This window comes from Massilia sp. Masssp93 (assembly GCF_059491295.1).
Genome location: NZ_CP168502.1, coordinates 1,360,692 through 1,382,928, shown reverse-complemented (window position 1 = coordinate 1,382,928; position 22,237 = coordinate 1,360,692). Strand labels below are relative to the sequence as shown.

Genomic DNA, 22,237 nt, shown 5'->3' with positions numbered 1-22,237 from the left:
TGTCAACAAACCAAACGGTCACATGTCCACCTACACCGACATCACCTTCACCAGTGACGATGGCTTGTCGCTGCACGCACGCGACTACGCGGGCGCGGGCGGGCCGGCGCGGCTGCCCGTGATCTGCATCCACGGGCTGACGCGCAACGCGTCCGACTTCGACGAGCTCGCGCCGCGCATCGCCGCGCTGGGACGGCGCGTGCTGGCGCTCGACGTGCGCGGCCGCGGCGATTCCGAGCGCGATCCGAATCACGACAACTACACGCCGGGCGTGTACGCCGGCGACGTCGTCCGCCTCGCATCCGACCTCGGCATCGCGCGCGCCGTATTCATCGGCACGTCGATGGGCGGCCTGATCACCATGACGCTGGCGGCGCGGCGCATCGACCTGGTGGCTGCGGCCGTACTGAACGACATCGGCCCCGTCATCTCGGAAAAAGGCCTGGCGCGCATCACCGGCTACGCGGGCCGGACGGGCACCGTGGGCTCGTGGGAAGACGCCGCGGGCTACGTGCGCGACATCAACGCCTGCGCTTTCCCGGACAACGATGCCCCCGAATGGGACAAATGGGCGCGCCGCGCCTTCGCCCCGGACGCCGCCGGCCGGCTGGCGCCCCGCTACGACCCGAACATTGCCATCGCCCTGCAAACCGGTAAACTCAGGCCGACGTCGCTGCCGCTGCGGATGGCGTTCCGCAAGCTCGCGCACGAGCGCCCGGTGCTGCTGGTGCGCGGGGCGCTGTCCGACCTGCTGGAAGAACGGCAAGCCGCGTGGATGCGGCGCGCGGCACCCGCGATGGCGTACGTCGACGTGCCGGGCGTGGGCCACGCGCCGATGCTGACCGAACCCGTAGCGCTGGACGCCATCGTGAAATTCCTGGCCACTGCACCGTAGGGTGGGCACCCCGTGCCCACCAAACATGGAGACAACATGAAACGCCTGATCAAACCCCTGCCCCTGACCCTGTTCGCCGCCTTCGCCCTGACGGCGACGGGCGCCGCCCTGGCCGCCCCGGACCTGAAGGTCGCCCTGATCGCCGGCAAGACCGGCCAGCTCGAATCGTATGCCAAGGAAACCGAGACCGGCTTCATGCTGGGCCTCGAATACCTCACCGGCGGCAAGATGGAAATCAACGGCCGCAAGCTGAAAGTGCTCGTCAAGGACGACCAGGGCAAGCCCGACCTCTCGCGCACGCTGCTGGCCGAGGCCTATGGCGACGACAAGGTCGACATCGCCGTCGGCACCACGTCATCCGGCGCGGCGCTCGCGATGCTGCCGGTCGCGAAGGAATACAAGAAGGTGCTGATCGTCGAACCGGCCGTCGCCGACGAGATCACGGGCGCCCGGTGGAACAAGTACATCTTCCGCACCGCGCGCAATTCGATGCAGGACGCGCTGGCCGCGGCGTCGACGCTGAAGAGCGGCAGCATCGCGTTCCTCGCGCAGGACTATGCGTTCGGCCGCGACGCCATCAAGGCCGGCAAGGAAGCGCTGGCCGCGACCGGAAGCAAGGCGACCGTCGTCCATGAAGAATACGCCCCCGCCGCCGCGACCGATTTCACGGCGCCCACGCAGCGCCTGTTCGACGCCCTGAAAGACAAGCCGCAGCCGCGCGTGCTGGCCATCGTCTGGGCCGGCCCGAACCCGATGAACAAGATCGCCGACATGAAGCCGGAACGCTACGGCATCTCGCTCGCCCCGGGCGGCAACATCCTGCCCGTGATGAAGACGTGGAAGGCATACGCCGGCACCGAAGGCACCATCAATTACTACTACGGCTTCCCGAAGAACAAGATGAACGACTGGCTCGTGGCCGAGCACACGAAGCGCTACAAGGCCCCGCCCGACATGTTCACGGCCGGCGGCATGGCGGCGGCGGCGGCCGTCGTCGCGGCGCTGCAAAAGGTCCCTTCCGGGAACGGCGACCAGATGGTGACGGCGATGGAAGGCATGTCGTTCGACACGCCGAAGGGTACGATGACGTTCCGAAAAGAAGATCACCAGGCACTGCAGCCCATGTACCACTTCCGCATCAAGAAGGACCAGAAGAGCGAGTGGGACCTGCTGGAACTGGTGCGCGAGATCCCGGCGAGCGAACTGCCGCTGCCCATCCGGAACAAGCGCTGACATGACAGTCGCGAACGCCGCGCCCGCGCCCGCACTCGTCACGCGCGACCTGACCATCCGCTTCGGCGGCCACGTGGCCGTCGAAGCGGTGACGGCCGAGTTTTATCCGGGCACCTTGACCGTGATCGTGGGCCCGAACGGCGCCGGCAAGACGACCTATTTCAACCTGGTGTCGGGCCAGTTGCAGGCGACGTCGGGCAGCGTGATCGTGCGCGGGCAGGACGTGACGCGCCTTGGCCCCGCGCGCCGCACCCGCCTCGGCGTGGGGCGCGCCTTCCAGCTGACCAACCTGTTCCCGCACCTCACCGTGCTGGAAAACGTGCGCCTGGCCGTGCAGAGCCGCGCCGGCATCGGCATGAGCATGCTGTCGCTGTGGTCCGGCCACAAGGAAGTCATCCAGCGCGCCGAGCACTACCTGGAGCGCGTGGCATTGACGCCCCGGCGCGGCGCGCTGGTCGGCACGCTGTCGCACGGCGACCAGCGCAAGCTCGAGGTGGCGATCCTGCTCGCGCTGGAGCCGGCCATCCTGATGTTCGACGAGCCCACGGCCGGCATGAGCGTGGACGAGGTGCCGGTCGTGCTGGAACTGATCCACCAGGTCAAGGCCGAGCGCGACAAGACCGTGCTGCTCGTCGAGCACAAGATGGACGTCGTGCGCGCGCTCGCCGACCGCATCATCGTGCTGCACAATGGCGCGCTGGTGGCGGACGGCGAACCGGCCGAGGTGATGCGATCGAAAATCGTGCAGGAGGCCTATCTTGGCACCCCCGAACCCGCGTGACGTCCCGAACATGAAGCTGCCCATGAGCGAACCCATCCTGACGCTGTCCGGTGTCCACACGCACATCGGCCAATACCACATCCTGCAGGGCGTCGACCTCGTCGTGCCGCGCGGCGGCCTGGCCGTGCTGCTGGGCCGCAACGGCGCCGGCAAGACGACGACCCTGCGCACCGTCATGGGCCTGTGGAAGGCCAGCCGCGGCACCATCACGTTCGACGGCCGCGACATCACAAAGCTGAGCACGCCGGACATCGCCCGTGCCGGCATCGCCTACGTCCCGGAAAGCATGGCCGTATTTTCCGAGCTGACGGTACGCGAGAACCTGTACCTTGCCGCCCGCAACGGCCCGCTGGACGCGGCGCGCGTGGACTGGATCTGCGGCTTCTTCCCCGCGCTGAAGAAATTCTGGAACTACCCGGCCGGAAACCTGTCGGGCGGACAGAAGCAGATGGTGGCCATCGCGCGCGCCATCGTCGAGCCCCGCAAGCTGCTGCTCGTGGACGAGCCGACCAAGGGCCTGGCCCCCGCCATCGTGCAAAGCCTGATGGCGGCGTTCCGCGACCTCAAGGACACGAGCACGACGATCCTGCTGGTCGAACAGAATTTCAACTTCGTGCGCACGCTCGGCGACAGCGTGGGCGTGATGGACGACGGCCGCGTCGTCCACGCCGGCCTGATGCACGACCTGACGCACGACGAGGCCTTGCAGCAACGCCTGCTGGGCCTGTCGCTCGACTCCCACCAATGAACAGGATAACCACGTGAGCGCAACCTTACCGATCGCCCAGGCGGACGCCCCGCTGCCGGCGGCGCGGCGCGACATCGCCCCGCTGCTGCTCGTGCCGGCCGTCGTGCTGGCGGCGCTGCCTTTCATGAGCGTCCCGACGTGGGTCACCCTGACCGTGGCCGGGCTCGCGATGGGCATGATGATTTTTATTATGGCCAGCGGCCTGACGCTGGTCTTCGGCCTGATGAGCGTGCTGAACTTCGGCCACGGCGCCTTCGTCTCGGTCGGCGCATTCACCGCGACCGTCGTCCTGCTGCCCATGCGCGGCTGGCTCGAGACGGATTCGCTGCTGGCCAACCTCGGCGTGCTGGGCCTCGCCGTGCTGCTCGCGATGGTCGTGACGGCGCTGCTCGGCTGGGCGTTCGAACGGGTCGTCATCATGCCCGTGTACGGCCAGCACCTGAAGCAGATCCTGGTCACGATGGGGGGCATGATCGTGTCCGAGCAATTGATCAACGTGATCTGGGGCGCCGACCAGATCGCCCTGCCGCTGCCGGCCGCCCTGCGCGGCGCCATCTTCCTGGGCGATGCCGCCATCGAGAAATACCGGCTGCTCGCCGTCGCTGTCGGCCTCGTCGTGTTCGGCGCGATGTTCCTGACCCTGAACCGCACCAAGATCGGCCTGCTGATCCGCGCCGGCGTGGAAAACGGAGAAATGGTCGAGGCGATGGGCTACCGCATCCGCCGCCTGTTCGTGGGCGTGTTCGCGGCCGGGTCGGCGCTGGCGGGCCTGGGCGGCGTGATGTGGGGCCTGTACAAGGAAACGCTGGTGGCGCAGATGGGCAGCGAGATCATGGTGCTGACCTTCATCGTCATCATCATCGGCGGTCTCGGTTCCGTCGGCGGCTGCTTCATCGGCTCGCTGCTGATCGCCCTCGTCGGCAACTACGCCGGCTTCCTCGCGCCCAAGGTGGCGCTCGTCTCGAACATCGTGCTGATGATCGCCGTCCTCCTGTGGCGCCCGGCCGGCCTGTACGCGAAAGGACGTCACTGATGCTGATCCGCCTTCTTTCCGGCGACCTGCCGCGCAGCCGGCTGCTGTCCGCGATCCTCGTCGCGATCCTGCTCGGCCTGCTGTTCGCGCCCTTCCTGTTTTCCGGCGCGCGCCCGCTGAACACGGCGGCCACGATCTGCGTGTACATCGTCCTCGTCGCCTCGTACGATCTGCTGCTGGGCTATACGGGCATCGTCTCCTTCGCCCACACGATGTTCTACGGCATCGGCGCGTACGGGGTCGGCATCGCCCTGTCCAGCGTGGACGAGCCGACCTGGAGCGCGATCGTCGCCGGCCTGGCCGCCGCGCTGGCGCTGACGGTCGTCCTCGCCTTCGTCGTCGGCCTGTTCGCGCTGCGCGTGCGCGCCATCTTCTACGCGATGATCACGCTGGCCGTGGCGTCGTCGTTCTCGGTGCTCGCATCGCAGCTGTCGGATTTCACCGGCGGCGAGGACGGCCGCACGTTCAGCGTGCCGGAACTGCTGTCGCCCGGCTACACGCTCGTCGACCACGACGTGTTCGGGCGCGCCGTCGACGGCAGGCTGATCACCTATTACATCGTGTTCGCGGGCTGCCTCGTGCTGTTCCTGTTCCTGCTGCGCCTCGTGAATTCGCCGTTCGGCAGGGTCCTGCAAGCGATCCGCGAGAACGAGTTCCGCGCCGAGGCCCTCGGCTACCGCACCGTCGTCTACCGCATCTGGGCGAACGTGCTGGCCGCCGTCGTCGCCGCGCTGGCCGGCGCGCTGATGGCCCTGTGGCTGCGCTACGTCGGGCCGAAGACGAGCCTCGGCTTCGAAATCATGACGGACATCCTCCTCATCGTCGTCATCGGCGGCATGGGCACGATGTACGGCGCGGTCGTCGGCGCGACGCTGTTCATCCTCGCCCAGAACTATCTCAAGGTGCTGATGGGGCAGGCGTCCGCGATGGTGTCCGGCATACCGCTGCTGGCCGCCGCCCTCCAGCCGGACCGCTGGATGCTGTGGCTGGGCGTGCTGTTCATTCTCTCGATCTACTTCTTCCCGATCGGCATCGTCGGCAAGCTGCGCCTGCGCCGCGCAGGGCGCTGATTCGGTAACTTTCCTGGCGGACTCGGGGAGCCCGCCCTACCGCCCGCGCCGCGCGGGACGTCAATTCGGCGAGCATCCTGGCGCGCCCGGACCATCGTAGGGTGGGCACCCCGTGCCCACCATGCTTCACCTCATCATTCTTCCGCGCCAGTCCGCGTCAAGCGCCCATCGGTCCCACCCGACAGTACATTCGATTTGTCCAGCCTGTTCGTTAGCTAAATATCAAAATTCATTGTCATCCGACTCATAAGATGAGCCCAGCTATGGCCTCGTCGACCAGCCAGCGCGAGCGGTCCACCATCCTACTGGCTTCCATGAAAGGGCTTCCATGAAACCCGTAAAAACCTTGTATGCGGCAGCGGCATTGTCCCTGTCGCTGGCCGTGCCGGGCGCATCGAGCGCCCGTGCGGCCGGGGTCGAAGTGCTCAACGAAGGATTCGACAATGTCGCGGCCCTTGGCGGATGGGCGCAGGTCAACAACAGCGTCCCGGCCGGCAGCGGCTGGTTCCAGGGCAACGGCGCCCTGTTCCCGGCCCAGTCCGGCGCCCCGGATGCCTACGCGGCCGCCAACTTCCTCGGCGCCGCGAACGGCAGCGGCAGCGTCGACAACTGGCTGATCACCCCGGTCCTCGACCTGTCCGGCACCACGACGCTGAGCTTCTACACGCGCCACGACGACCTGCCCGGCTTCAACGACATGCTCGAAGTGCGCTACGCATCCGGCACGGGCACGGATGTGGCCGACTTCTCGACGCTGCTGGCGACGGTCGGCGGCACGGCCGCCTATCCGGCGGACTGGCAGCAGTTCACGGCCACCGTCACGGACAACGGCAGCGGCCGCTTCGCATTCCGCTACCTGGGCCCGGCCGATACCCTGAACTATGTGGGCCTCGATACGGTCTCGGTCGTAACGGCGGTGCCGGAGCCGGCGCACTGGATGATGCTGGCGCTGGGCCTGGGCATGTTCACCCTGCTGCGCCGCCAGTCGCGCCTTTGATCGGAGAAACGCCATGTCCAAGGAAAAACTGCTCACCATCGGTACGCTGGCCGCCCTGTGCCTGATGGCCGTCTTCTCGCTGCATGCCAAGGCCGCCGGCCAGGAAGGCATGGTCGTCGTGCGCGACCCGCAAACGGGCAAGATGCGCGCCCCGACACCCGACGAACTCAGGGACCTGCGCGCCAGGGCACCGGCGTCCGCCGGCCTGGCGGCGCCACGCGCGCCGAGCACCGTGAGCCGCGGCGACGGCTCGCGCGGCGTGCGCCTGGGCGACAAGACCATGGTCTACGACGTCGTCACGCGCGGCGCCGACGGCAAGCTGACGAGCGAATGCGTGCAGGGCGAGGCCGCCGTCGGCCATGCCCTCGACCATAACCACGGGGAGAAAACCCATGAAAGCCGCTAAACCTTCACGCCTGCAGCGGGCCCTGGGCGCCGCCGCCTGCGTGGCCGCCGCCTGCGCCCTCGCCCTGGGCGGCGCCGCGCCGGCCCAGGCCGCGGCCACCATCGTGATCGTCAACCAGAACGATGCCGGCGTCGGCTTCAACGACCCGACCCCGGTCGCGCCCGTCGGCGGCAATCCCGGCACGACGCTCGGCCAGCAGCGCCTGAACGCGTTCCAGCGCGCGGCCGAGATCTGGGGCGCCACGCTCACGAGCACCGTGCCGATCCGCATCGGCGCCTCGTTCGTGCCGCTGGCCTGCACGGCGACGAGCGCCGTGCTCGGGTCGGCCGGCGCCTACGAGATCTGGTCCGATTTCCCGAGCGCGCCGCGCGCTTCGACCTGGTATCCGAGCGCCCTGGCCAGCAAGCTGGCCGGCCAGGACATCTCGACGCCGGGCTCGCCGCACATCGTCGCCCGCTTCAATTCGCGCCTCGGCCTGTTCCCGGACTGCCTGCCCGGCTCCGGCTTCTACCTCGGCCTGGACGACAACTTCGGCGACCAGATCGACCTCGTGACGGTCCTGCTGCACGAATTCGCGCACGGCCTCGGCTTCCAGACGTTCACGGACGACGAGACGGGCGCCGAAATCCAGAGCATCCCATCGATCTGGGATTACTACCTGCTGAACAATCGCACCGGCAAGCTGTGGGTGGAAATGACGGACGCCGAGCGCGCCGCCTCGGCCGTGACGTGGCGCGGGCTGTCCTGGAACGGCCCCATCGTGACGGCCGCCGTGCCCCAGGTGCTGGCACCCTCCTCCAACCTGGGCGTCGGCGGCAGCGCGGCGGGCCAGGCCGCGGGCAACTATCCGGTCGGAGACGCGTCGTTCGGTCCGCCGCTGTCCAATCCGCCCGTCGCCGGCCAGTTGATGCCCGTCGTCGACCAGGCCGACGGCACGGGTCTCGCGTGCGACCCGCTGGGCGCCCTGAACGCCCTCGCGGTGCGCGGCAACGTGGCCCTCGTCGACCGCGGGTCCTGCGACTTCGTCACCAAGGCCAGGAACGTCCAGGCCGCCGGAGCGCTGGCCATGATCGTCGCCGACAACCAGCCCGGCGACGTGGCCGGCATGAGCGGCAGCGACCCGGCCATCACGATCCCGTCCGTGCGCATCACGCAGGCCGACGGCGTCACGCTGAAGGCCGTGCTGCAGCGCCGCTCGCGCACGCAGTCGGGGGTCGTCGCCAGCCTCGGCCTCGACACGACCCGCCTGGCCGGCACCGACAACGCGGGCCGCATCCTGCTGTACACGCCGACGACCTACTCACCGGGCTCGACCGTGTCGCACTACACGACGGAGGCCAAGCCGAACCAGCTGATGGAACCGGCGATCAACGACGACCTCACCCATGCGGTGGCGCCGCCGCGCGACCTGACCTTCCCGCTGCTGCGCGATATCGGGTGGTGATCGGGGTTGCGAGGCCGCCAACGACAAAGGGCCGCTCACCCGAAGGTGGCGGCCCTTGCCGTGGACGGTGCGGACACCGTCGGCGTCTTATTTGGCGCCCGATTCGAAGTTCTTCACGCCGGTGAGGATCTCTTCCTTGGCGGCATCCGGACCTGCCCAGCCTTCGACCTTGACCCACTTGCCCTTTTCCAGGTCCTTGTAGTGCTCGAAGAAGTGCTGGATCTGGCGCAGGGTCAGTTCCTGCACGTCCTCGACCTTCTGCAGGTTCGCGTAGACCGGCAGGATCTTCTCGACCGGCACGGCCAGGATCTTCGAGTCGCCGCCGGCTTCGTCGGTCATCTTCAGCACGCCCAGCGCGCGGCAACGCACGACGACGCCCGGGATCAGCGGGAACGGCGTGATCACCAGCACGTCGCACGGGTCGCCGTCGTCGGCGATCGTGTTCGGGATGTAGCCGTAGTTGCACGGATAGTGCATGGCGGTACCCATGAAGCGGTCTACGAAGATCGCGCCCGATTCCTTGTCCACTTCGTACTTGATCGGGTCGGCGTTCATCGGGATTTCGATGACGACGTTGAAGTCGTTCGGCACATCGCGGCCGGCGTTGACGTTATTCAGGCTCATGGATAGTCCTTGGTTGCAGGGGAAACAATAAAACAACGATTATAACGAATCGCCTTGGGCTTGTGCGCCGCACAAGGTCCCAGAGGAATGGGATGAGCCGGTGTGCGCGCGGCGCATCGTGTTGGCACGCACCCGACACGCCCCACGCGAACTGTTGCTCCAGGCCCGACTCGGCAGGCCAGCAACGGCCCCCCGCGCCCCGTCCGCGCCCGGTCCGGGGCGCTGGCACGCCCCATGCTGTATCGATGTCGTGAGCAAGACCGCTCACGCATCCGCAACCAGCATCGGGGGAAACAGCATGAACATCCAACAGCACATGGAAGCCATCTTCGTCACCACGCTTGCCGTCGTCGGCGCCGGGTCGCTCGTCGTCGACCGCCTGCCGGACGCCGAGGCCAGCACGGCCCGGCCGGCCGTCCCGGTCGCGAACCACCTCGGGACGCCGGGCCACATGGCCGTCGTCATCGTGCACGGCCACAAGGCGCGGCACGGTGCATGAGCGTCCGCGGGCACGAGCGCCGGCGCGGCCGCGGACACGCCCGTCACAGCACCGTCGCCAGCGCGCACTGCCGGTAGTGGTTGTCGGCCTCTTCCCGCTGGCCCAGGGCTTCGTGCAGCTGGGCCAACTTCAGGTGGGCGTCGCGCACCATGTGCGGCTCGGTGGCGTCGGACAGCGCCTGCTCCAGGTAGCGCTGGGCCTTGCCCCACAGTTTCTGGCGCAGGCACAGCGAGCCGAGGGTCAGTTCCAGTTCGGGGTCGTTCGGATGGGCGCGCAGCCAGGTCTCGCAATTCTCGATCTGCGCGAGCAAGGCGCTCGACCCTTCCGGGCCGGCCGCTTCGCGGTAGGCGCGCACGACGCGCTCGTCCCAGCCGGCCTTGAGCGCGTCCTCGACGATGCCGCGGGCCTCGTCGTGCAGGCCGCGCGCGTTGAAGGCGGCGGCCGCGCGGGCCGCGATGTACGGCTTGACGCGGTCGCCGCCCGGCACCGTGCCCCACACGCGGCGGATCGACTCGGCGTCGTGGCCGCCCTCGGACAGCAGGGCGTCGTAGGCAAGCTCGCGCAGCCTGCTCGAGAGCGCCGGATGCAGCGCGTTGCGCTTGTCCAGCGTGCGCACGAGGCGCAGCACCTCCGGCCAGTTGCGCGCCTGCTGGTTGGCCTTCATGGCCCACTGCAGCGCGTGGATGTGGCGCTGGCCGCTGGCGTTCAGTTCCGCCACGGCTTCCAGCGCGCCTTCCGGCTTGTGGTCGTCGACGAGCAGTTCCGTGACCGTCATCAGGCGCGCCGTCTTGAGCGACTGGTCGTGCGCGATGCCGGCCAGCCAGACGTCGCGCCGGGCCGGCTCGCGCATGCGGTGGGCGGCGCGCGCCGCGATCAGCGCGGCGAGACCGGCATTCTCGGGCAGGTCGGCGGCACGCCTGGCGGCCTTTTCGGCGTGGCCGAAGCGGCCCTCGAACAAGGCTTTCAAGGCCTCGCGCAGGCCGCGGTTGGCGTCGCGCTCGCGCTTGCGGAAACGATACTCGGCCACGCGCTCGGGCATGTCGAGCGTGGCGCGCACGGCCCGCGCCAGCAGGTACAGCACGAGGAACAGCAGGGCCGTCAGGACGACGAACAGGTTCAGCGACAGGTCGATCCGGTGCGGCGGATAGAAAAAGACGACGTTGCCGGGATTGAAGCGCGCAGTCACGGCGATGCCGATCGCCGCGGCCATCAGGGCGACTAACCAGAGAAGTAAACGCATCGTTCAGGTCCCGCCGCTCAAGACTTCGATTTGTAATTGCGCACGGCGTTCAGGCTCTCCGACAGATCGGGCACGTCGATGGTGACGTTATTGGCCTGCACCTGGCGCAGCAATGCCTGCGCGGCCTGGGTCGAGCGCGCCTTCGTGTCGAAGTATTTCACCAGCATCTGCTGCGCGCTGTTCAGGTCGTCGCGGAACGTGCCCTCGTTGCGCGAGAGCAGCGCCAGGCGCGCGTTCAGCAGGCGCAGCTTGAGGTTCTCCCGCACGAAATACGATTCGCTCGGCGACAGCATCAACGCGTCCGGATTGTCGACCGTGCGCACCCGGATCAGCTGGCGGATGTCGTCCCACATCTCGTGGCTCCAGTTGCGCCAGGTGTCCGCGACGCGCCGGCCCAGGCCCGGATTCGCAGGCGCCGCCGGCTGGCCCGCAGCCCTGGCGCCCGGCGTGGCGACGCCCGGCGTGGCGACGCCCGCAGCATTCACCCGCGTCGGGGCGATCGGCTCGGCCGGCTTTTCGTCGGACAGCAGCGGCAGGCTGTCGATCTGCGCAATGACGTTGTCCAGGCGCAGGGCGATGCCGGGCTGGTCGACGGACGGCAGCGCCTTCAGCTTTTCGATGTCGCGCGCGATGGCGCGGCGGATCGTGATGAATTGCGGCTTGTCCGAACGCGACAGCGAGCGGTCGGCGTTCTGCAGCGCGATCAGCGCGCCCTGCACGTTGCCGGCCAGCTGCAACTGCTGGCTCGCGGTGGACAGGACCTGCTCGATCTCGGACAGCGCCCACTCGTCGCGGTTCTTCGAGATGTCCTGGTACATCTGCTCGAGGGCGGCCTGCTGGCTCTGCGACTCGGTCTGGCGGTTTTCCAGCACGCCGACCTTGACCTGCAATTCCTTGGCGGCTTCCTGCGTGTCGCGCACGGCCTGTGCCGTCTCGGCGTTCGAGGCATTGTCTTTTTGCAGCGTGCGCGCGACGTCCTCGCGCAGCCGGTTGAAGCGGGCGTGCGTGGACCAGGTCTGCAGGGCCAGCAGGACGGCCAGCGCCAGAATGGCCAGGTTCTGCGGCTTTTGCAGCAGCGCGCCGAGGCTTGACCCTTCGGGGACGCGGGGCTCGCCGGGACCGCCCACCGGCGCCGACGCCGGTGTGACGTAGCTCTCCGGCGGCACGACCGCACCGCCCACGTTTGGTTTTTCTGGATTGTTGGGCAATTCGTTCATGCTCGTGATTGTAACGCGGCAAGCAGCCGCTCGTCGCCGGACCCCGTGAGCGTCACGGCCTTGAAACCGAGTGCGCCCGCCGTTTCCGCGATGCGCGCATGCGGAACGATCAGGTGCTGCTGTTGCAATTTTGCCACACTTGCACCGCCATCGAGCTGTTCGACGAGGCCGGCCAGGCCGCGCAGGGCTTCCGAGCTCGTGATGATCCAGTCGTTCGGACCGGCCAGCAAGGCGCGCAACGACGCCGCCAGGTCCGGATTCAGGGACGGCACGGCGCGCCGATAGGCGGCCACCGCGTCGACCTGGATGCCGGCCGCGCGCAGGGCCTCCGGCAGCAGTTCGCGCCCCGTCTCGCCGCGCACGACGAGCACCTTGCGGCCGGCCAGCGCGGCCGTATCGAGCGCCTGCAGCAGGTGTTCGGAATCGCTGCGGGAAGGATCGAGCGGCGTGTGGATGCGGTAGCGCGCGCCGTCGATGCCATGGCGCGCCAGCGCCGCCCGGCTGCCCTCGCCCACGACGGCCAGCGCCACCTCGGCGGGCCAGGCGTCGATGTGGGCAAAGGCGGCATCGACGGCGTTGGGCGACACGAACGCGACGAGCGCATAAGCGTGCAACCCGGCGAGCGCGGCGCGCAGCGGGGCGTCGTCGGCCAGCGGGGAAATCTCGAGCAACGGCAGGATCAGCGGCGTGCGGCCGAGCGCCGCCACCGCGCGGGCCAGCGGCTCGGCCTGCTGGCGCGGACGGGTGATGACGACCGCGTCAGGCATCGCCGGCGGCGGCCGCCTTGCATTCGGCCAGGATGCCGGTGGCGTCCTGAGCGGCCAGCTTCTGCGCGACCTGCTCGCCCACCGCTTCCGGCAGCGCGGCCGGGCCGCTGGCGGCGGCGTAGGCGCTGCGGCGACCGTCCGGCGTCGCGACCATCGCGCGCAGGTGCAGCGTGTCGCCGTCGACCGTCGCGTGCGCCGCGAGCGGGACCTGGCAACTGCCGCCGAACACTTTCGACACCTTGCGCTCGGCCTGCACGGCCTGCGCCGTGTGCGTGTGGTTCAGCGGCGCCAGCAGCGCGCGCACGTCGAAACCGGCGGCGTCGTTCGACAGGATCTCGATCGCCATCGCACCCTGGCCGGCGGCCGGCAGGCTCTCTTCCGGCTCCAGATAGGCACGGATGCGGCGCGTGAGGCCCAGGCGCTTGAGGCCGGCGGCGGCGAGGATGATGGCGGCGTAGTCGCCACGATCGAGCTTGCCGAGGCGCGTGTCGAGGTTGCCGCGCAGCGGCTTGATCACGAGTTGCGGGTAGCGCGCGGCGATCAGGGCCTGGCGGCGCAGGCTGCTCGTGCCGACGATGCTGCCGGCCGGCAGCGCGGCCAGGCTGTCGAAATCGTTGGAGACGAAGGCGTCGCGCGGGTCTTCGCGCTCGAGGATGGCGGCCAGTTCAAAGCCTTCCGGCAATTCCATCGGCACGTCCTTGAGGGAGTGCACGGCGAGGTGGGCGCGGCCGTCGGCCATCGCGACTTCGAGTTCCTTGACGAACAAGCCCTTGCCGCCCACCTTCGACAATGTCTTGTCCAGAATCTGGTCGCCACGCGTCGTCATGCCGAGAATGTCGATTTGGCACTGCGGATATAATGCGGCGAGCCGGTCGCGCACGTGCGTGGCCTGCCACATGGCCAGCCGGCTTTCGCGCGATGCGATAATCAGTTGCGCGGGAACGTGCTGCGTCGTGTCGTTAGAGTTCAAAACGGATTCTTTCACTGTCGTTGCGCCCGGATCGGGCAGCGCCGGTCAAGCCCATGCCCGAGACATAAATTCTAGCATGGGCCCACCCACACGCCACGGCCGACCGCCTGCGTGCCCCAGGAATGATTGGTAGTACCGATTCGTTGTCATGCAGTTCTCAACAATTCAACCATGGTCGATATGGACAATCCTGCTGCACTCAATCCCCCGCCCGGCGGCGTCGACAAGGACGCACCGCTGAAAGAAGACATCCGCCTGCTCGGCCGCCTCCTCGGCGACGTGCTGCGCGACCAGGAAGGCGAAGCCGTGTTCGACGTCGTCGAAACGATCCGCCAGACCGCCGTGCGCTTCCGCCGCGAAGACGACCAGGAAGCCGCCGCCGAGCTCACCGGCCTGCTCTCCAGACTGTCGCGCGAAGAGACGAACTCCGTCGTGCGCGCCTTCTCGTATTTCTCGCACCTGGCCAACATCGCCGAAGACCAGCACCACATCCGCCGCCGCCGCGCCCACCTGCTGGCCGGATCGACGCCGCAACCGTCCAGCGTCGCGTACGCCCTCACCCGCCTCAAGGACGCCGGCGTCGCGCAGGACACGGTCGAGGCTTTTCTCCGCGAGGCGCTCATCGCGCCCGTGCTGACGGCGCACCCGACCGAAGTCCAGCGCAAGAGCACGCTCGACGCCGAACACGACATCGCCCGCCTGCTGGCCGAGCGCGACCTGCCGCTGACGCCGAAGGAACGCGCGCGCAACCTGCAACTGCTGCAGGCCCGCATCGCGACCTTGTGGCAGACGCGCATGCTGCGCTACGAAAAACTGACCGTGGCCGACGAGATCGAGAACGCCCTCTCGTACTACCGCACGACGTTCCTGCGCGAGCTGCCAGCCGTGTACGACGACATCGAAGAAGAACTCGCGGCGCAGTACGGCGCGGTGGCCTCCGGCCTCGACGACGCGACCTATATGCAGATGGGCAGCTGGATCGGCGGCGACCGCGACGGCAACCCGAACGTCGACGCCACGACGATGCAGCGCGCCCTCGTGCGCCATTCGACGACGATCTTCGATTTTTACCTGGATGAAGTGCACGCGCTGGGCGCCGAGCTGTCGCCGTCCACGCTGCTCGTGCCGGCCAGCCCGGCGCTGCTGGCGCTGGCGGACGCATCGCCCGACCACTCGCCGCACCGCAGCGACGAGCCCTACCGCCGCGCCCTGATCGGCATCTACGCGCGCCTCGCGTCGACGGCGCGCGAACTGGGCGCCACCAACATCCTGCGCAAGGAAGTGGGCCATGCGGACGCCTACCGCGACTCGTGCGACTTCCGCGCCGACCTGCAGGTGCTCGTCGATTCGCTCAACGAGAACCACGGCGCCATCCTGGCCGTGCCGCGCCTGAACGGCCTGCTGCGCGCCGCGCGCATCTTCGGCTTCCACCTCGCCTCGCTCGACATGCGCCAGAGCTCGGACGTGCACGAGCGCGTGCTGGCCGAACTGTTCGCGCGCGCCGGCGTGCAGGCCGATTACACCGCGCTCGACGAGGACGCGAAGGTCAAGCTGCTGCTGGACGAACTGGCCCAGCCGCGCCTGTTGTACACCCCGTACGAAAGCTATTCGGAGACCACGAACGCCGAACTGCAGATCCTGCGCACGGCGCGCGAGATCCGCAAGCGCTACGGCGCGCGCGCGATCCGCAACTACATCATCTCGCACACGGAAACGGTGTCCGACCTGCTCGAAGTCCTGCTGCTGCAAAAGGAAACGGGCCTGTACCGGCCGAGCGAGAAGACGAGCGACGTGATGGTGATCCCGCTGTTCGAGACCATCCCCGACCTGCAACAGGCCGCCGCCATCATGGGCGAATGGATGGCACTGCCGATCGTGGCCGACGTCATCGAGCACCAGGGCCGCCTGCAGGAAGTCATGCTGGGCTATTCGGACTCGAACAAGGACGGCGGCTTCCTGACGTCGAACTGGGAGCTGTACCAGGCCGAGTTGAAGCTCGTGCAGGTGTTCGCGGACGCGAACGTCAAGCTGCGGCTGTTCCACGGCCGCGGCGGCACCGTGGGCCGCGGCGGCGGCCCGAGCTACGAGGCGATCCTCGCGCAGCCGCCGGGCACCGTGAACGGCCAGATCCGCCTGACGGAACAGGGCGAGATCATCTCGTCGAAGTTCAGCAATCCGGAAATCGGCCGCCGCAACCTGGAGCTGCTCGTCGCCGCCACGCTGGAAGCGGGCCTGATGCCGCACGGCGCCGACCGCGAACAGATCGAGCGCCTGGCGCGCTTCGAGCCCGTGATGGCCGAGCTGTCGCAGCGCGCGTACAAGGCCTACCGCAACCTCGTGTACGAGACCCCGGGCTTCACGGATTACTTCTTCGCCGCCACGCCGATCGCCGAGATCGCGGAACTGAACCTCGGCTCGCGCCCGGCGTCGCGCAAGTCGACGCGCCGCATCGAAGACCTGCGCGCGATTCCCTGGGGCTTTTCGTGGGGCCAGTGCCGCCTGCTGCTGCCGGGCTGGTTCGGCTTCGGCGCCGCGGTCTCCGGCTGGATCGCCGACGGCGACCGGGACGCACGCCTGGCGCTGCTGCGCGAAATGGCGCAGCACTGGCCGTTCTTCGCGGCGCTGCTGTCGAACATGGACATGGTGCTGGCCAAGAGCGATCTCGCCATCGCCTCGCGCTACGCCGAGCTGGTGCCGGACGCGATCCTGCGCGAACGCATCTTCAAGCGCATCTCGGCCGAGTACGCGGAAACGCTGCGCTGCCTGGAACTCGTCACGGGCACCGAGCAACGCCTCGTGAACAATCCGCTGCTGGCCCGTTCGATCCAGAACCGCTTCGCCTACCTCGACCCGTTGAACCACTTGCAGGTCGAGCTGATCCAGCGCCATCGCGCGCTGTCGGCCGAGCAGAAGGTCGATGAGCGCGTGCATCGGGGGATTCACCTGTCGATCAACGGGGTGGCGGCGGGGTTGCGTAACACCGGCTGATCCGTCGTCCCCGCGCAGGCGGGGACCCAAGCTTTATGCATGTCGAAATGCATGCAAAATTGGGCCCCCGCCTGCGCGGGGGCGACGCTGCTAGCGTCTTACCGACACCCCGAACGCCAGGCTGAGCCCCGGCACGTTCCGGTTCAACCCATGCACGACCATCGCGTCGAGCTGGCAATCGCTGTTCACGAGCCACGACGCGCCCGCGTCGAGCACGGACTGCGTCCCGCCATGCGCCGCCCGCGCGATCTGCGGCGCGGCCACTTCCGCGAAGCCGTGCAGGCGCGCGCTGAACGCCTTGCCGAGCGACGCCGCGAACACGCCGTACGTGTAATGCGACCCGGCGTCGTCGCTATCGCGGCCGACGCCCGGCATCACGCCCAGCGACCAGTCGTTCCCGAGATCCCATTCGGCCGGCACGTCCAGCGACGGCCGGAACCCCGTGCCGCGCAGCGCCGCGCTGCCCGTCGGCAGGGCCGTTTCCGCGATCAGGCCGACCGCCGGCCGCATGCCGTCCTGGTCGCCGACATGCCATTTGACGCCGGCCGCGCCATCGGCCCAGCCGGCGCTCGTCGCGTGCGCGCCCGCGGCGGGGTCGCTCGCGTGCGCGATCGTGCGGCCGGCCGTTTCCACGCGCAGCTCCAGCGCGTCGGACAGGCCGATGCGCAGCAGGGTGGGCGTCGTGAGCGTGCGCACGTGGGCGTCGTCGTCGCGCTGGCGGTCCCATTGCACGCCCGTCTCCAGCTGCACGCGGCGTGCGCCGACCACCTGGCTGGAATTGGCGACGTTGGGACGGTCGGGGTTGATGGTGTCATCGTCCGCGCGGGCGGCCGGGACGGCGAGGACGCCCGCCGCGAGGCAGGCAACGAGGGGAAAACGCAGAGGCATCGGCATGGAGGCTATCGGTAACGCACGTACCGACAGTATGCCAAGGACGGCCCCGCGTGCACGTACGCCGGGCCCTTCCTGTCCAAACCGTAATGATCAGTGCAGCGCCAGGCGCGGCACGGCGGCCTGCGGCAGCGGGTCCCGCGGCCCGGCCGCCGGCGCCGCGTCGAGGACGAAGCTGGCGACGAGGCGTTGCAGCTGCTCCGCCTGCTGCTGCATGGCGCCCGCGGCGGCCGTGGCCTGTTCGACGAGCGCGGCGTTCTGCTGCGTGGCCCCGTCGATCTCGCCGATGGACCGGTTGACCTGGCCGATGCCCTCTTCCTGCTCGCGGCTGGCCGTGCTGATCTCGCCCATGATCGCGGTGGCGCGGCCCACGCTGTCGACGACGTCGCGCATGGTGGCGCCGGCCTCGCCGACGAGGCGGCTGCCCAGGTCGACCTGGGCCACGGAGTCGTCGATCAGTCCCTTGATCTCGCCGGCCGCCGCGTTGGCGCGCTGGGCCAGCGTGCGCACCTCGCCCGCGACGACGGCGAAGCCGCGCCCCTGCTCGCCGGCGCGCGCCGCTTCCACCGCGGCGTTCAGCGCGAGGATATTCGTCTGGAACGCGATCCCTTCGATGACGCCGATGATGTCGACGATGCGGCGCGACGCCACGTCGATCGCGCCCATCGTGTCCACCACCTGGCCGACGACGACGCCGCCGCGCCGGGCCACCTCGGACGCCGATGCCGCCAGGCTGTCGGCCTGGCGTGCGTGCTCGGCGTTCTGGCGGACCGTCGCCGTCAGCTGTTCGATCGACGACACCGTTTCTTCCAGCGCCGCGGCCTGCGCTTCGGTCCGGCGCGACAGGTCGGCATTGCCGGCGGCGATTTGCGCCGTCGTCGCCGCGATCGCCTCGGTGCCGCCACGCACGTCGCCGACGATGCGGCGCAGGCTCGCCTGCATCGCCTTCAGCGCGCGCTTGAGGCGGCCCGTCTCGCTCCAGTCGTCGTCGGCGCACGCCAGGTCGGCGTCCAGGCGGCCGGCCGCGATGCGGTCGGCCAGGTCGATGGCCTCGTCGAGCGGGCGGCTGATCGAACGCACGAGCAGCAGGCCCGCGACGAACGTCGTCAGCACGGCCACCAGCGCCATGGCGACGACGCGCACGCGGGCGGCGTGCACCGTCGTGTCGCCATCCGCACGGGTCGCTTCCGACGCGGACTCGATGCGCTCGGACAGCGCCTCCATGCTCTTTTCCAGTACGTGGAAGCGGTCCATGAAGGCCGGAAAGACGGCGCGCGCGGCGGCGGGATCGCGCAGCGCCAGCGCGACGATCTTGTCGACGCTCTGCAGGTAGGCGTCGACGTCGGGTTTGACAGTTTGAATGGCGGCGCGGATGGCCGGGTCCGTGACCTGGGCGTCGAGGTCCGCCATCAGTTTGCGGAACAGGGCCGTGTGTTCGGTCGCGTCGCGGCGTGCGGCGTCGCGCGCGGCGGCGTCGTCGTTTTCGCCGGCCAGCAACGCGGCCAGCACGTCGGCGCGCAGCGCGTCGTGGGTCTGGTCGGCTTCCATCTGCTGGCGGATGGCGCTGCCGTTGGCGGTGATGGCGTCCATGGCGCCGTCGAGCTGGCTGACGGCCAGTTCGCCGATGGCGCCGACCATCACGACGAAGGCGATGGCGGCGACGTTCCAGGCCAGCATGCGCTGGCGGATGGTGAAGCGGTTCAGCATGGTGTTCTCCTTCAGCGGCGCACGGACAGGCCCAGGCCGATGCCCAGGTCGGCCGTGCGGCGGTTCAGGCCGCGGGTCAGCGCGGCGTCGATCTGGATGTCCTGCGCGAGCAGCCATGTCACGCCGGTGTCGAAGCTCGCCTGCGTGCCGCCGCGGTCCGCGCGCGCGACGCGGGGCGCGGCCAGTTCGACGAAGCCGTGCAGGCGTTCGCCCAGGTCCTTGCCGAGCGTGGCGGCGAGGATGCCGTAGCCGCGCCGGGCGCCGCGTTCGTCGTTGTCCGTGCCGACGCCGGGCATGACGCCGAACGACAGGCCATCGGCCAGTTCCCACTCGGCCGCAAGCCGCAACGACGGCCGCACGCCCGAGCCGCGCAGGGCCGTGCTGCCGCTGGGCAGGTCGGCATGCAGCAGGACGCCCAGCGACGGCGCCGCGCCGCTCTGGTCGGCCGTGTGCCATTTGATGCCGGCCGACGTGTCCGCGTAACCGGCGCCGGTGCCGCCGCCGCCCGCGTGCGCGACGGTGCGGCCATCCGTCTCGAAGCGCAGCTCGGTCGTGTCGCCCACGCCGATGCGCAACAGGGTCGGCGTGGTGAGCGTGCGGGCCGTGACGCCATCGGCGCGGTCGCGCTCCCACTGCAGACTGGTTTCCAGCTGCAGGCGGCCACGGCCGACGACCTGGCTGGATTCGACGAAATCGGGACGGTCGGTGGCAATCGAATCGTCGGCGGCGGCCGATGCGGCCAGCGGCAGGCCGCAGGCGGCCAGCAGGAGGAAACAGGAACGGGAGGGGAACATGAGCAGCGAAACGGGAACTAACGATGTGCCAAGTATCCGCAAGCCGGCTAGGTATTGCCAGACGGAATTTGAATTTCCCGTCGGAACCATTTTTCGTTCGACAACTTATGTCGGACCGGCACAACAAAACCTTGTCGGTCCGGCATGCCCGACGCAGCGTATCAGTTTTGGAAGGAAATACGATGGCCGGGACGCAACGGAACCGCGACGGCCGCCAGCACGAGGCAGAGCGCGGCCATCAGCCACCATGCGGGGGCGAGATCCGCGAGGTACTCGCGCAGCAGTCCGGCGATGAACGGCAGAACCGCCGCCAGCAGAGCCGCCGCCTTGAACGAATCCCGCGATCGCACCGGCATCCGCCGGGTTGTCGCCGTGATCCATCGCGACGATGAGCGACAGGGGAAACAGCGCGCCGATGCCGCATCCGGCCAGCACCGCCGCCGGCCACGCGAGGACGGCAGGCGCGACGGAAAAGCCGAGCATCCCGGCGAGGAGCGCCCCGATCGCCACGAGCAGCGCCGCGCGGCGGTCGGGCGCACGGCCGATCAATGCGGAGACCGCGATTCCCGACGCCACTTCCGCGCACGTGAGGGCGCCAAGCAACGCTCCCGCCGCCTCGGCCGTCCAGCCGAGCTGGGTGTAGAACGGCGGCAGCCATGCCAGGACCAGGGTGTAGGCACCGGTGCCCAGGCCGAAAAAAGCCAGCAAGAGCCAGCCGCGCCGCTTGCGATGGACCGGACGCCGTACCGCATGCACGGGCAGCACGTCGGACGGCGACGTGGCCAGGCACCAGGCAACCAGTCCCACCAGGGCCGGGAGCAGCCATACGCCGAGGGCCGCCGTCCATGTCCGGCCCTGCGCCAGCCAGGGACTGGCCGCGCTGGAGATCATCGCCCCGCCCATGATCGCCGTCGAATAGATCCCCATCAGCGCCGCCGCCCGCGTTCCCGCGCGCTGCCGGATCACGGCCGGCATCAACGCCTGGACCATCGCGATGCCGATGCCGCTGGCGACCGCCGTGGCGAGCAGCGCGCCGGCACCGATCCACACCCAGCGCCCCAGACAGGCCAGCATGATGAGCAGCACGCCGAACGCGATGCCCCGGCGTTCGCCAAAGGCAGCTTGCAGGCGGCCCGCGCCCAGCATGCACAGTCCCATCAGTGCGACCGGAAGCGTGGTCAGCAGGCTTGCCCCGGTATCGCTCAACCCTGTCTCATGCTGGATCACGTCGAGCAACGGCCCGATCGTCGCCATCGTGGGACGAAGATTGATACCGACGAGCACGATCGCTGCCGGAAATGCAAATGCGCTGAGTGATTTCGACATGAAGACTTCCCGGAACCCTTTGCCGTGCAACCGGCGTTCCATATAATTTGATGTGAAGATATTTTATCTCTACATCAAGATACTTGCAAACATGGATAGAGCACAAAAAGCAGCGGAACAATGGGCGCGCGAGCGGCCGGACCTCGACATGGGACCGATGATCCTGCTGGGACGGCTGGGCGAAGCGGGCGTGGTCATCATGCGCGACCACCTGAACCCGCTGTTCGCGCGCTTCGGCCTGCAGCCGGGCGAATTCGACGTGCTGGCAACGCTGCGGCGCAGCGGGACGCCGTATGCGCTGACCCCGACCGAACTCTACGAAGCGGCCATGATCTCGTCCGGGAGCATGACGAACCGCATCGATCGCCTGGAAAAGGCCGGGCTCGTGCAACGCCAGCCCAACCCCAGGGACGGACGGGGAACCCTGGTGGCGCTCTCCGCCACGGGACTCGCCCTCATCGATGAGGCCGTTACCGGGCATGTCGCCAACCAGCAGGCGGTCGTCGCCGGGTTGACGGACGGGGAGCAGGCGCAACTGTCGGCACTGCTGGCCAAGCTGCTCGTCTCGACCGGCGGCAAGGCGTCGGGCTGATGCAGACGCCGCTCC

At 68.8% G+C, this 22,237-nt stretch carries 20 protein-coding genes and 1 pseudogene; 12 read left to right on the top strand and 9 right to left on the bottom strand.

The window, feature by feature from the left end:
• Positions 1 to 22: 22 nt before the first annotated feature.
• The 9 genes from ACEN9Q_RS06075 (at position 23) to ACEN9Q_RS06035 (ending at position 8,607) form a co-directional block, all read left to right on the top strand.
• A complete protein-coding gene (locus ACEN9Q_RS06075; RefSeq protein WP_495627685.1) occupies positions 23 to 895 on the top strand; it encodes an alpha/beta fold hydrolase in 873 nt (290 codons plus the stop codon).
• 36 nt (positions 896 to 931) lie between these two features.
• A complete protein-coding gene (locus ACEN9Q_RS06070) occupies positions 932 to 2,128 on the top strand; it encodes a substrate-binding domain-containing protein (RefSeq protein WP_495627684.1) in 1,197 nt (398 codons plus the stop codon).
• A 1-nt stretch (position 2,129) separates the two neighbouring features.
• On the top strand, positions 2,130 to 2,909 hold the full coding sequence (locus tag ACEN9Q_RS06065; protein WP_495627683.1) for an ABC transporter ATP-binding protein: 780 nt from the start codon (positions 2,130 to 2,132) through the stop codon (positions 2,907 to 2,909).
• 22 nt (positions 2,910 to 2,931) lie between these two features.
• Positions 2,932 to 3,657, top strand: a complete 726-nt coding sequence (locus tag ACEN9Q_RS06060; protein WP_056451002.1) for an ABC transporter ATP-binding protein — start codon at positions 2,932 to 2,934, stop codon at positions 3,655 to 3,657.
• 13 nt (positions 3,658 to 3,670) lie between these two features.
• On the top strand, positions 3,671 to 4,690 hold the full coding sequence (locus ACEN9Q_RS06055; protein ID WP_495627682.1) for a branched-chain amino acid ABC transporter permease: 1,020 nt from the start codon (positions 3,671 to 3,673) through the stop codon (positions 4,688 to 4,690).
• The gene (locus ACEN9Q_RS06050) at positions 4,690 to 5,760 is read left to right on the top strand and encodes a branched-chain amino acid ABC transporter permease (protein WP_495627681.1); all 1,071 of its coding nucleotides are present in this window, start codon (positions 4,690 to 4,692) and stop codon (positions 5,758 to 5,760) included. Before ACEN9Q_RS06055 ends, ACEN9Q_RS06050 begins: the two co-directional genes overlap by 1 nt.
• Before the next feature lie 328 nt (positions 5,761 to 6,088).
• Positions 6,089 to 6,757, top strand: coding sequence for a choice-of-anchor J family PEP-CTERM protein (locus ACEN9Q_RS06045; protein WP_082548425.1), 669 nt, complete (start codon positions 6,089 to 6,091; stop codon positions 6,755 to 6,757).
• 13 nt (positions 6,758 to 6,770) lie between these two features.
• Entirely contained in the window at positions 6,771 to 7,163 is a 393-nt protein-coding gene (locus ACEN9Q_RS06040) for a post-PEP-CTERM-1 domain-containing protein (protein ID WP_056450931.1), read from the top strand.
• The gene (locus ACEN9Q_RS06035; RefSeq protein ID WP_495627680.1) at positions 7,150 to 8,607 is read left to right on the top strand and encodes a PA domain-containing protein; all 1,458 of its coding nucleotides are present in this window, start codon (positions 7,150 to 7,152) and stop codon (positions 8,605 to 8,607) included. The genes ACEN9Q_RS06040 and ACEN9Q_RS06035 overlap by 14 nt, the downstream gene beginning before the upstream one ends.
• An 87-nt stretch (positions 8,608 to 8,694) precedes the next feature.
• Here the strand turns inward: ACEN9Q_RS06035 and ppa are convergent, their stop codons facing one another.
• Positions 8,695 to 9,231: an inorganic diphosphatase gene (gene ppa / locus ACEN9Q_RS06030; protein ID WP_056450925.1), complete on the bottom strand. Its 537-nt coding sequence runs from the start codon at positions 9,229 to 9,231 to the stop codon at positions 8,695 to 8,697.
• Positions 9,232 to 9,529: 298 nt separating this feature from the next.
• Here ppa and ACEN9Q_RS06025 point away from each other — a divergent pair, with 298 nt between their 5' ends.
• A complete protein-coding gene (locus ACEN9Q_RS06025; RefSeq protein ID WP_056450922.1) occupies positions 9,530 to 9,730 on the top strand; it encodes a hypothetical protein in 201 nt (66 codons plus the stop codon).
• Positions 9,731 to 9,773: 43 nt separating this feature from the next.
• Here the strand turns inward: ACEN9Q_RS06025 and ACEN9Q_RS06020 are convergent, their stop codons facing one another.
• The 4 genes from ACEN9Q_RS06020 to hemC are packed head-to-tail and all read right to left on the bottom strand — an operon-like array spanning position 9,774 to position 13,924.
• Positions 9,774 to 10,970, bottom strand: coding sequence for a heme biosynthesis protein HemY (locus tag ACEN9Q_RS06020; RefSeq protein WP_082548421.1), 1,197 nt, complete (start codon positions 10,968 to 10,970; stop codon positions 9,774 to 9,776).
• 17 nt (positions 10,971 to 10,987) lie between these two features.
• Positions 10,988 to 12,187, bottom strand: a complete 1,200-nt coding sequence (locus tag ACEN9Q_RS06015) for a uroporphyrinogen-III C-methyltransferase (protein WP_495627679.1) — start codon at positions 12,185 to 12,187, stop codon at positions 10,988 to 10,990.
• The gene (locus tag ACEN9Q_RS06010) at positions 12,184 to 12,954 is read right to left on the bottom strand and encodes a uroporphyrinogen-III synthase (protein WP_495627678.1); all 771 of its coding nucleotides are present in this window, start codon (positions 12,952 to 12,954) and stop codon (positions 12,184 to 12,186) included. Before ACEN9Q_RS06010 ends, ACEN9Q_RS06015 begins: the two co-directional genes overlap by 4 nt.
• Entirely contained in the window at positions 12,947 to 13,924 is a 978-nt protein-coding gene (gene hemC, locus ACEN9Q_RS06005) for a hydroxymethylbilane synthase (protein ID WP_495627677.1), read from the bottom strand. Before hemC ends, ACEN9Q_RS06010 begins: the two co-directional genes overlap by 8 nt.
• A 180-nt stretch (positions 13,925 to 14,104) precedes the next feature.
• Here hemC and ppc point away from each other — a divergent pair, with 180 nt between their 5' ends.
• Positions 14,105 to 16,912 carry a phosphoenolpyruvate carboxylase gene (ppc, locus tag ACEN9Q_RS06000; RefSeq protein WP_495628920.1) on the top strand — a complete coding sequence of 936 codons (2,808 nt, stop codon included), beginning with the start codon at positions 14,105 to 14,107 and terminating at the stop codon, positions 16,910 to 16,912.
• 90 nt (positions 16,913 to 17,002) lie between these two features.
• Here the strand turns inward: ppc and ACEN9Q_RS05995 are convergent, their stop codons facing one another.
• The 4 genes and pseudogenes from ACEN9Q_RS05995 to ACEN9Q_RS05980 form a co-directional block, all read right to left on the bottom strand.
• A complete protein-coding gene (locus tag ACEN9Q_RS05995; RefSeq protein ID WP_495627676.1) occupies positions 17,003 to 17,806 on the bottom strand; it encodes a transporter in 804 nt (267 codons plus the stop codon).
• 90 nt (positions 17,807 to 17,896) lie between these two features.
• Positions 17,897 to 19,510 carry a methyl-accepting chemotaxis protein gene (locus tag ACEN9Q_RS05990; protein WP_495627675.1) on the bottom strand — a complete coding sequence of 538 codons (1,614 nt, stop codon included), beginning with the start codon at positions 19,508 to 19,510 and terminating at the stop codon, positions 17,897 to 17,899.
• An 11-nt stretch (positions 19,511 to 19,521) separates the two neighbouring features.
• Positions 19,522 to 20,304 (bottom strand): transporter, encoded by a 783-nt coding sequence (locus ACEN9Q_RS05985; protein WP_495627674.1) that lies wholly within the window; start codon positions 20,302 to 20,304, stop codon positions 19,522 to 19,524.
• Positions 20,305 to 20,465: 161 nt separating this feature from the next.
• Positions 20,466 to 21,630, bottom strand: a pseudogene (locus tag ACEN9Q_RS05980) (MFS transporter).
• A gap of 91 nt (positions 21,631 to 21,721) precedes the next feature.
• Between ACEN9Q_RS05980 and ACEN9Q_RS05975 the strand changes: the two are divergent.
• Positions 21,722 to 22,222 carry a MarR family winged helix-turn-helix transcriptional regulator gene (locus tag ACEN9Q_RS05975; protein ID WP_056450894.1) on the top strand — a complete coding sequence of 167 codons (501 nt, stop codon included), beginning with the start codon at positions 21,722 to 21,724 and terminating at the stop codon, positions 22,220 to 22,222.
• The last annotated feature ends 15 nt before the right edge of the window (positions 22,223 to 22,237 follow it).

What these genes read in the sequence shown, in the direction of transcription:
- ACEN9Q_RS06070 (WP_495627684.1), top strand. Translation starts at nt 932, where the DNA reads ATGAAACGCCTGATCAAACCCCTGCCCCTGACCCTGTTCGCCGCCTTC.
- ppc (WP_495628920.1), top strand. Translation starts at nt 14,105, where the DNA reads ATGGACAATCCTGCTGCACTCAATCCCCCGCCCGGCGGCGTCGACAAG.
- ppa (WP_056450925.1), bottom strand. Translation starts at nt 9,231, where the DNA reads ATGAGCCTGAATAACGTCAACGCCGGCCGCGATGTGCCGAACGACTTC.
- ACEN9Q_RS06035 (WP_495627680.1), top strand. Translation starts at nt 7,150, where the DNA reads ATGAAAGCCGCTAAACCTTCACGCCTGCAGCGGGCCCTGGGCGCCGCC.
- ACEN9Q_RS06060 (WP_056451002.1), top strand. Translation starts at nt 2,932, where the DNA reads ATGAGCGAACCCATCCTGACGCTGTCCGGTGTCCACACGCACATCGGC.
- ACEN9Q_RS06075 (WP_495627685.1), top strand. Translation starts at nt 23, where the DNA reads ATGTCCACCTACACCGACATCACCTTCACCAGTGACGATGGCTTGTCG.
- ACEN9Q_RS06020 (WP_082548421.1), bottom strand. Translation starts at nt 10,970, where the DNA reads ATGCGTTTACTTCTCTGGTTAGTCGCCCTGATGGCCGCGGCGATCGGC.
- ACEN9Q_RS05990 (WP_495627675.1), bottom strand. Translation starts at nt 19,510, where the DNA reads ATGCTGAACCGCTTCACCATCCGCCAGCGCATGCTGGCCTGGAACGTC.
- ACEN9Q_RS05975 (WP_056450894.1), top strand. Translation starts at nt 21,722, where the DNA reads ATGGATAGAGCACAAAAAGCAGCGGAACAATGGGCGCGCGAGCGGCCG.
- ACEN9Q_RS05995 (WP_495627676.1), bottom strand. Translation starts at nt 17,806, where the DNA reads ATGCCGATGCCTCTGCGTTTTCCCCTCGTTGCCTGCCTCGCGGCGGGC.
- ACEN9Q_RS06045 (WP_082548425.1), top strand. Translation starts at nt 6,089, where the DNA reads ATGAAACCCGTAAAAACCTTGTATGCGGCAGCGGCATTGTCCCTGTCG.
- ACEN9Q_RS06040 (WP_056450931.1), top strand. Translation starts at nt 6,771, where the DNA reads ATGTCCAAGGAAAAACTGCTCACCATCGGTACGCTGGCCGCCCTGTGC.
- ACEN9Q_RS05985 (WP_495627674.1), bottom strand. Translation starts at nt 20,304, where the DNA reads ATGTTCCCCTCCCGTTCCTGTTTCCTCCTGCTGGCCGCCTGCGGCCTG.
- ACEN9Q_RS06050 (WP_495627681.1), top strand. Translation starts at nt 4,690, where the DNA reads ATGCTGATCCGCCTTCTTTCCGGCGACCTGCCGCGCAGCCGGCTGCTG.
- ACEN9Q_RS06065 (WP_495627683.1), top strand. Translation starts at nt 2,130, where the DNA reads ATGACAGTCGCGAACGCCGCGCCCGCGCCCGCACTCGTCACGCGCGAC.
- ACEN9Q_RS06025 (WP_056450922.1), top strand. Translation starts at nt 9,530, where the DNA reads ATGAACATCCAACAGCACATGGAAGCCATCTTCGTCACCACGCTTGCC.
- ACEN9Q_RS06010 (WP_495627678.1), bottom strand. Translation starts at nt 12,954, where the DNA reads ATGCCTGACGCGGTCGTCATCACCCGTCCGCGCCAGCAGGCCGAGCCG.
- ACEN9Q_RS06015 (WP_495627679.1), bottom strand. Translation starts at nt 12,187, where the DNA reads ATGAACGAATTGCCCAACAATCCAGAAAAACCAAACGTGGGCGGTGCG.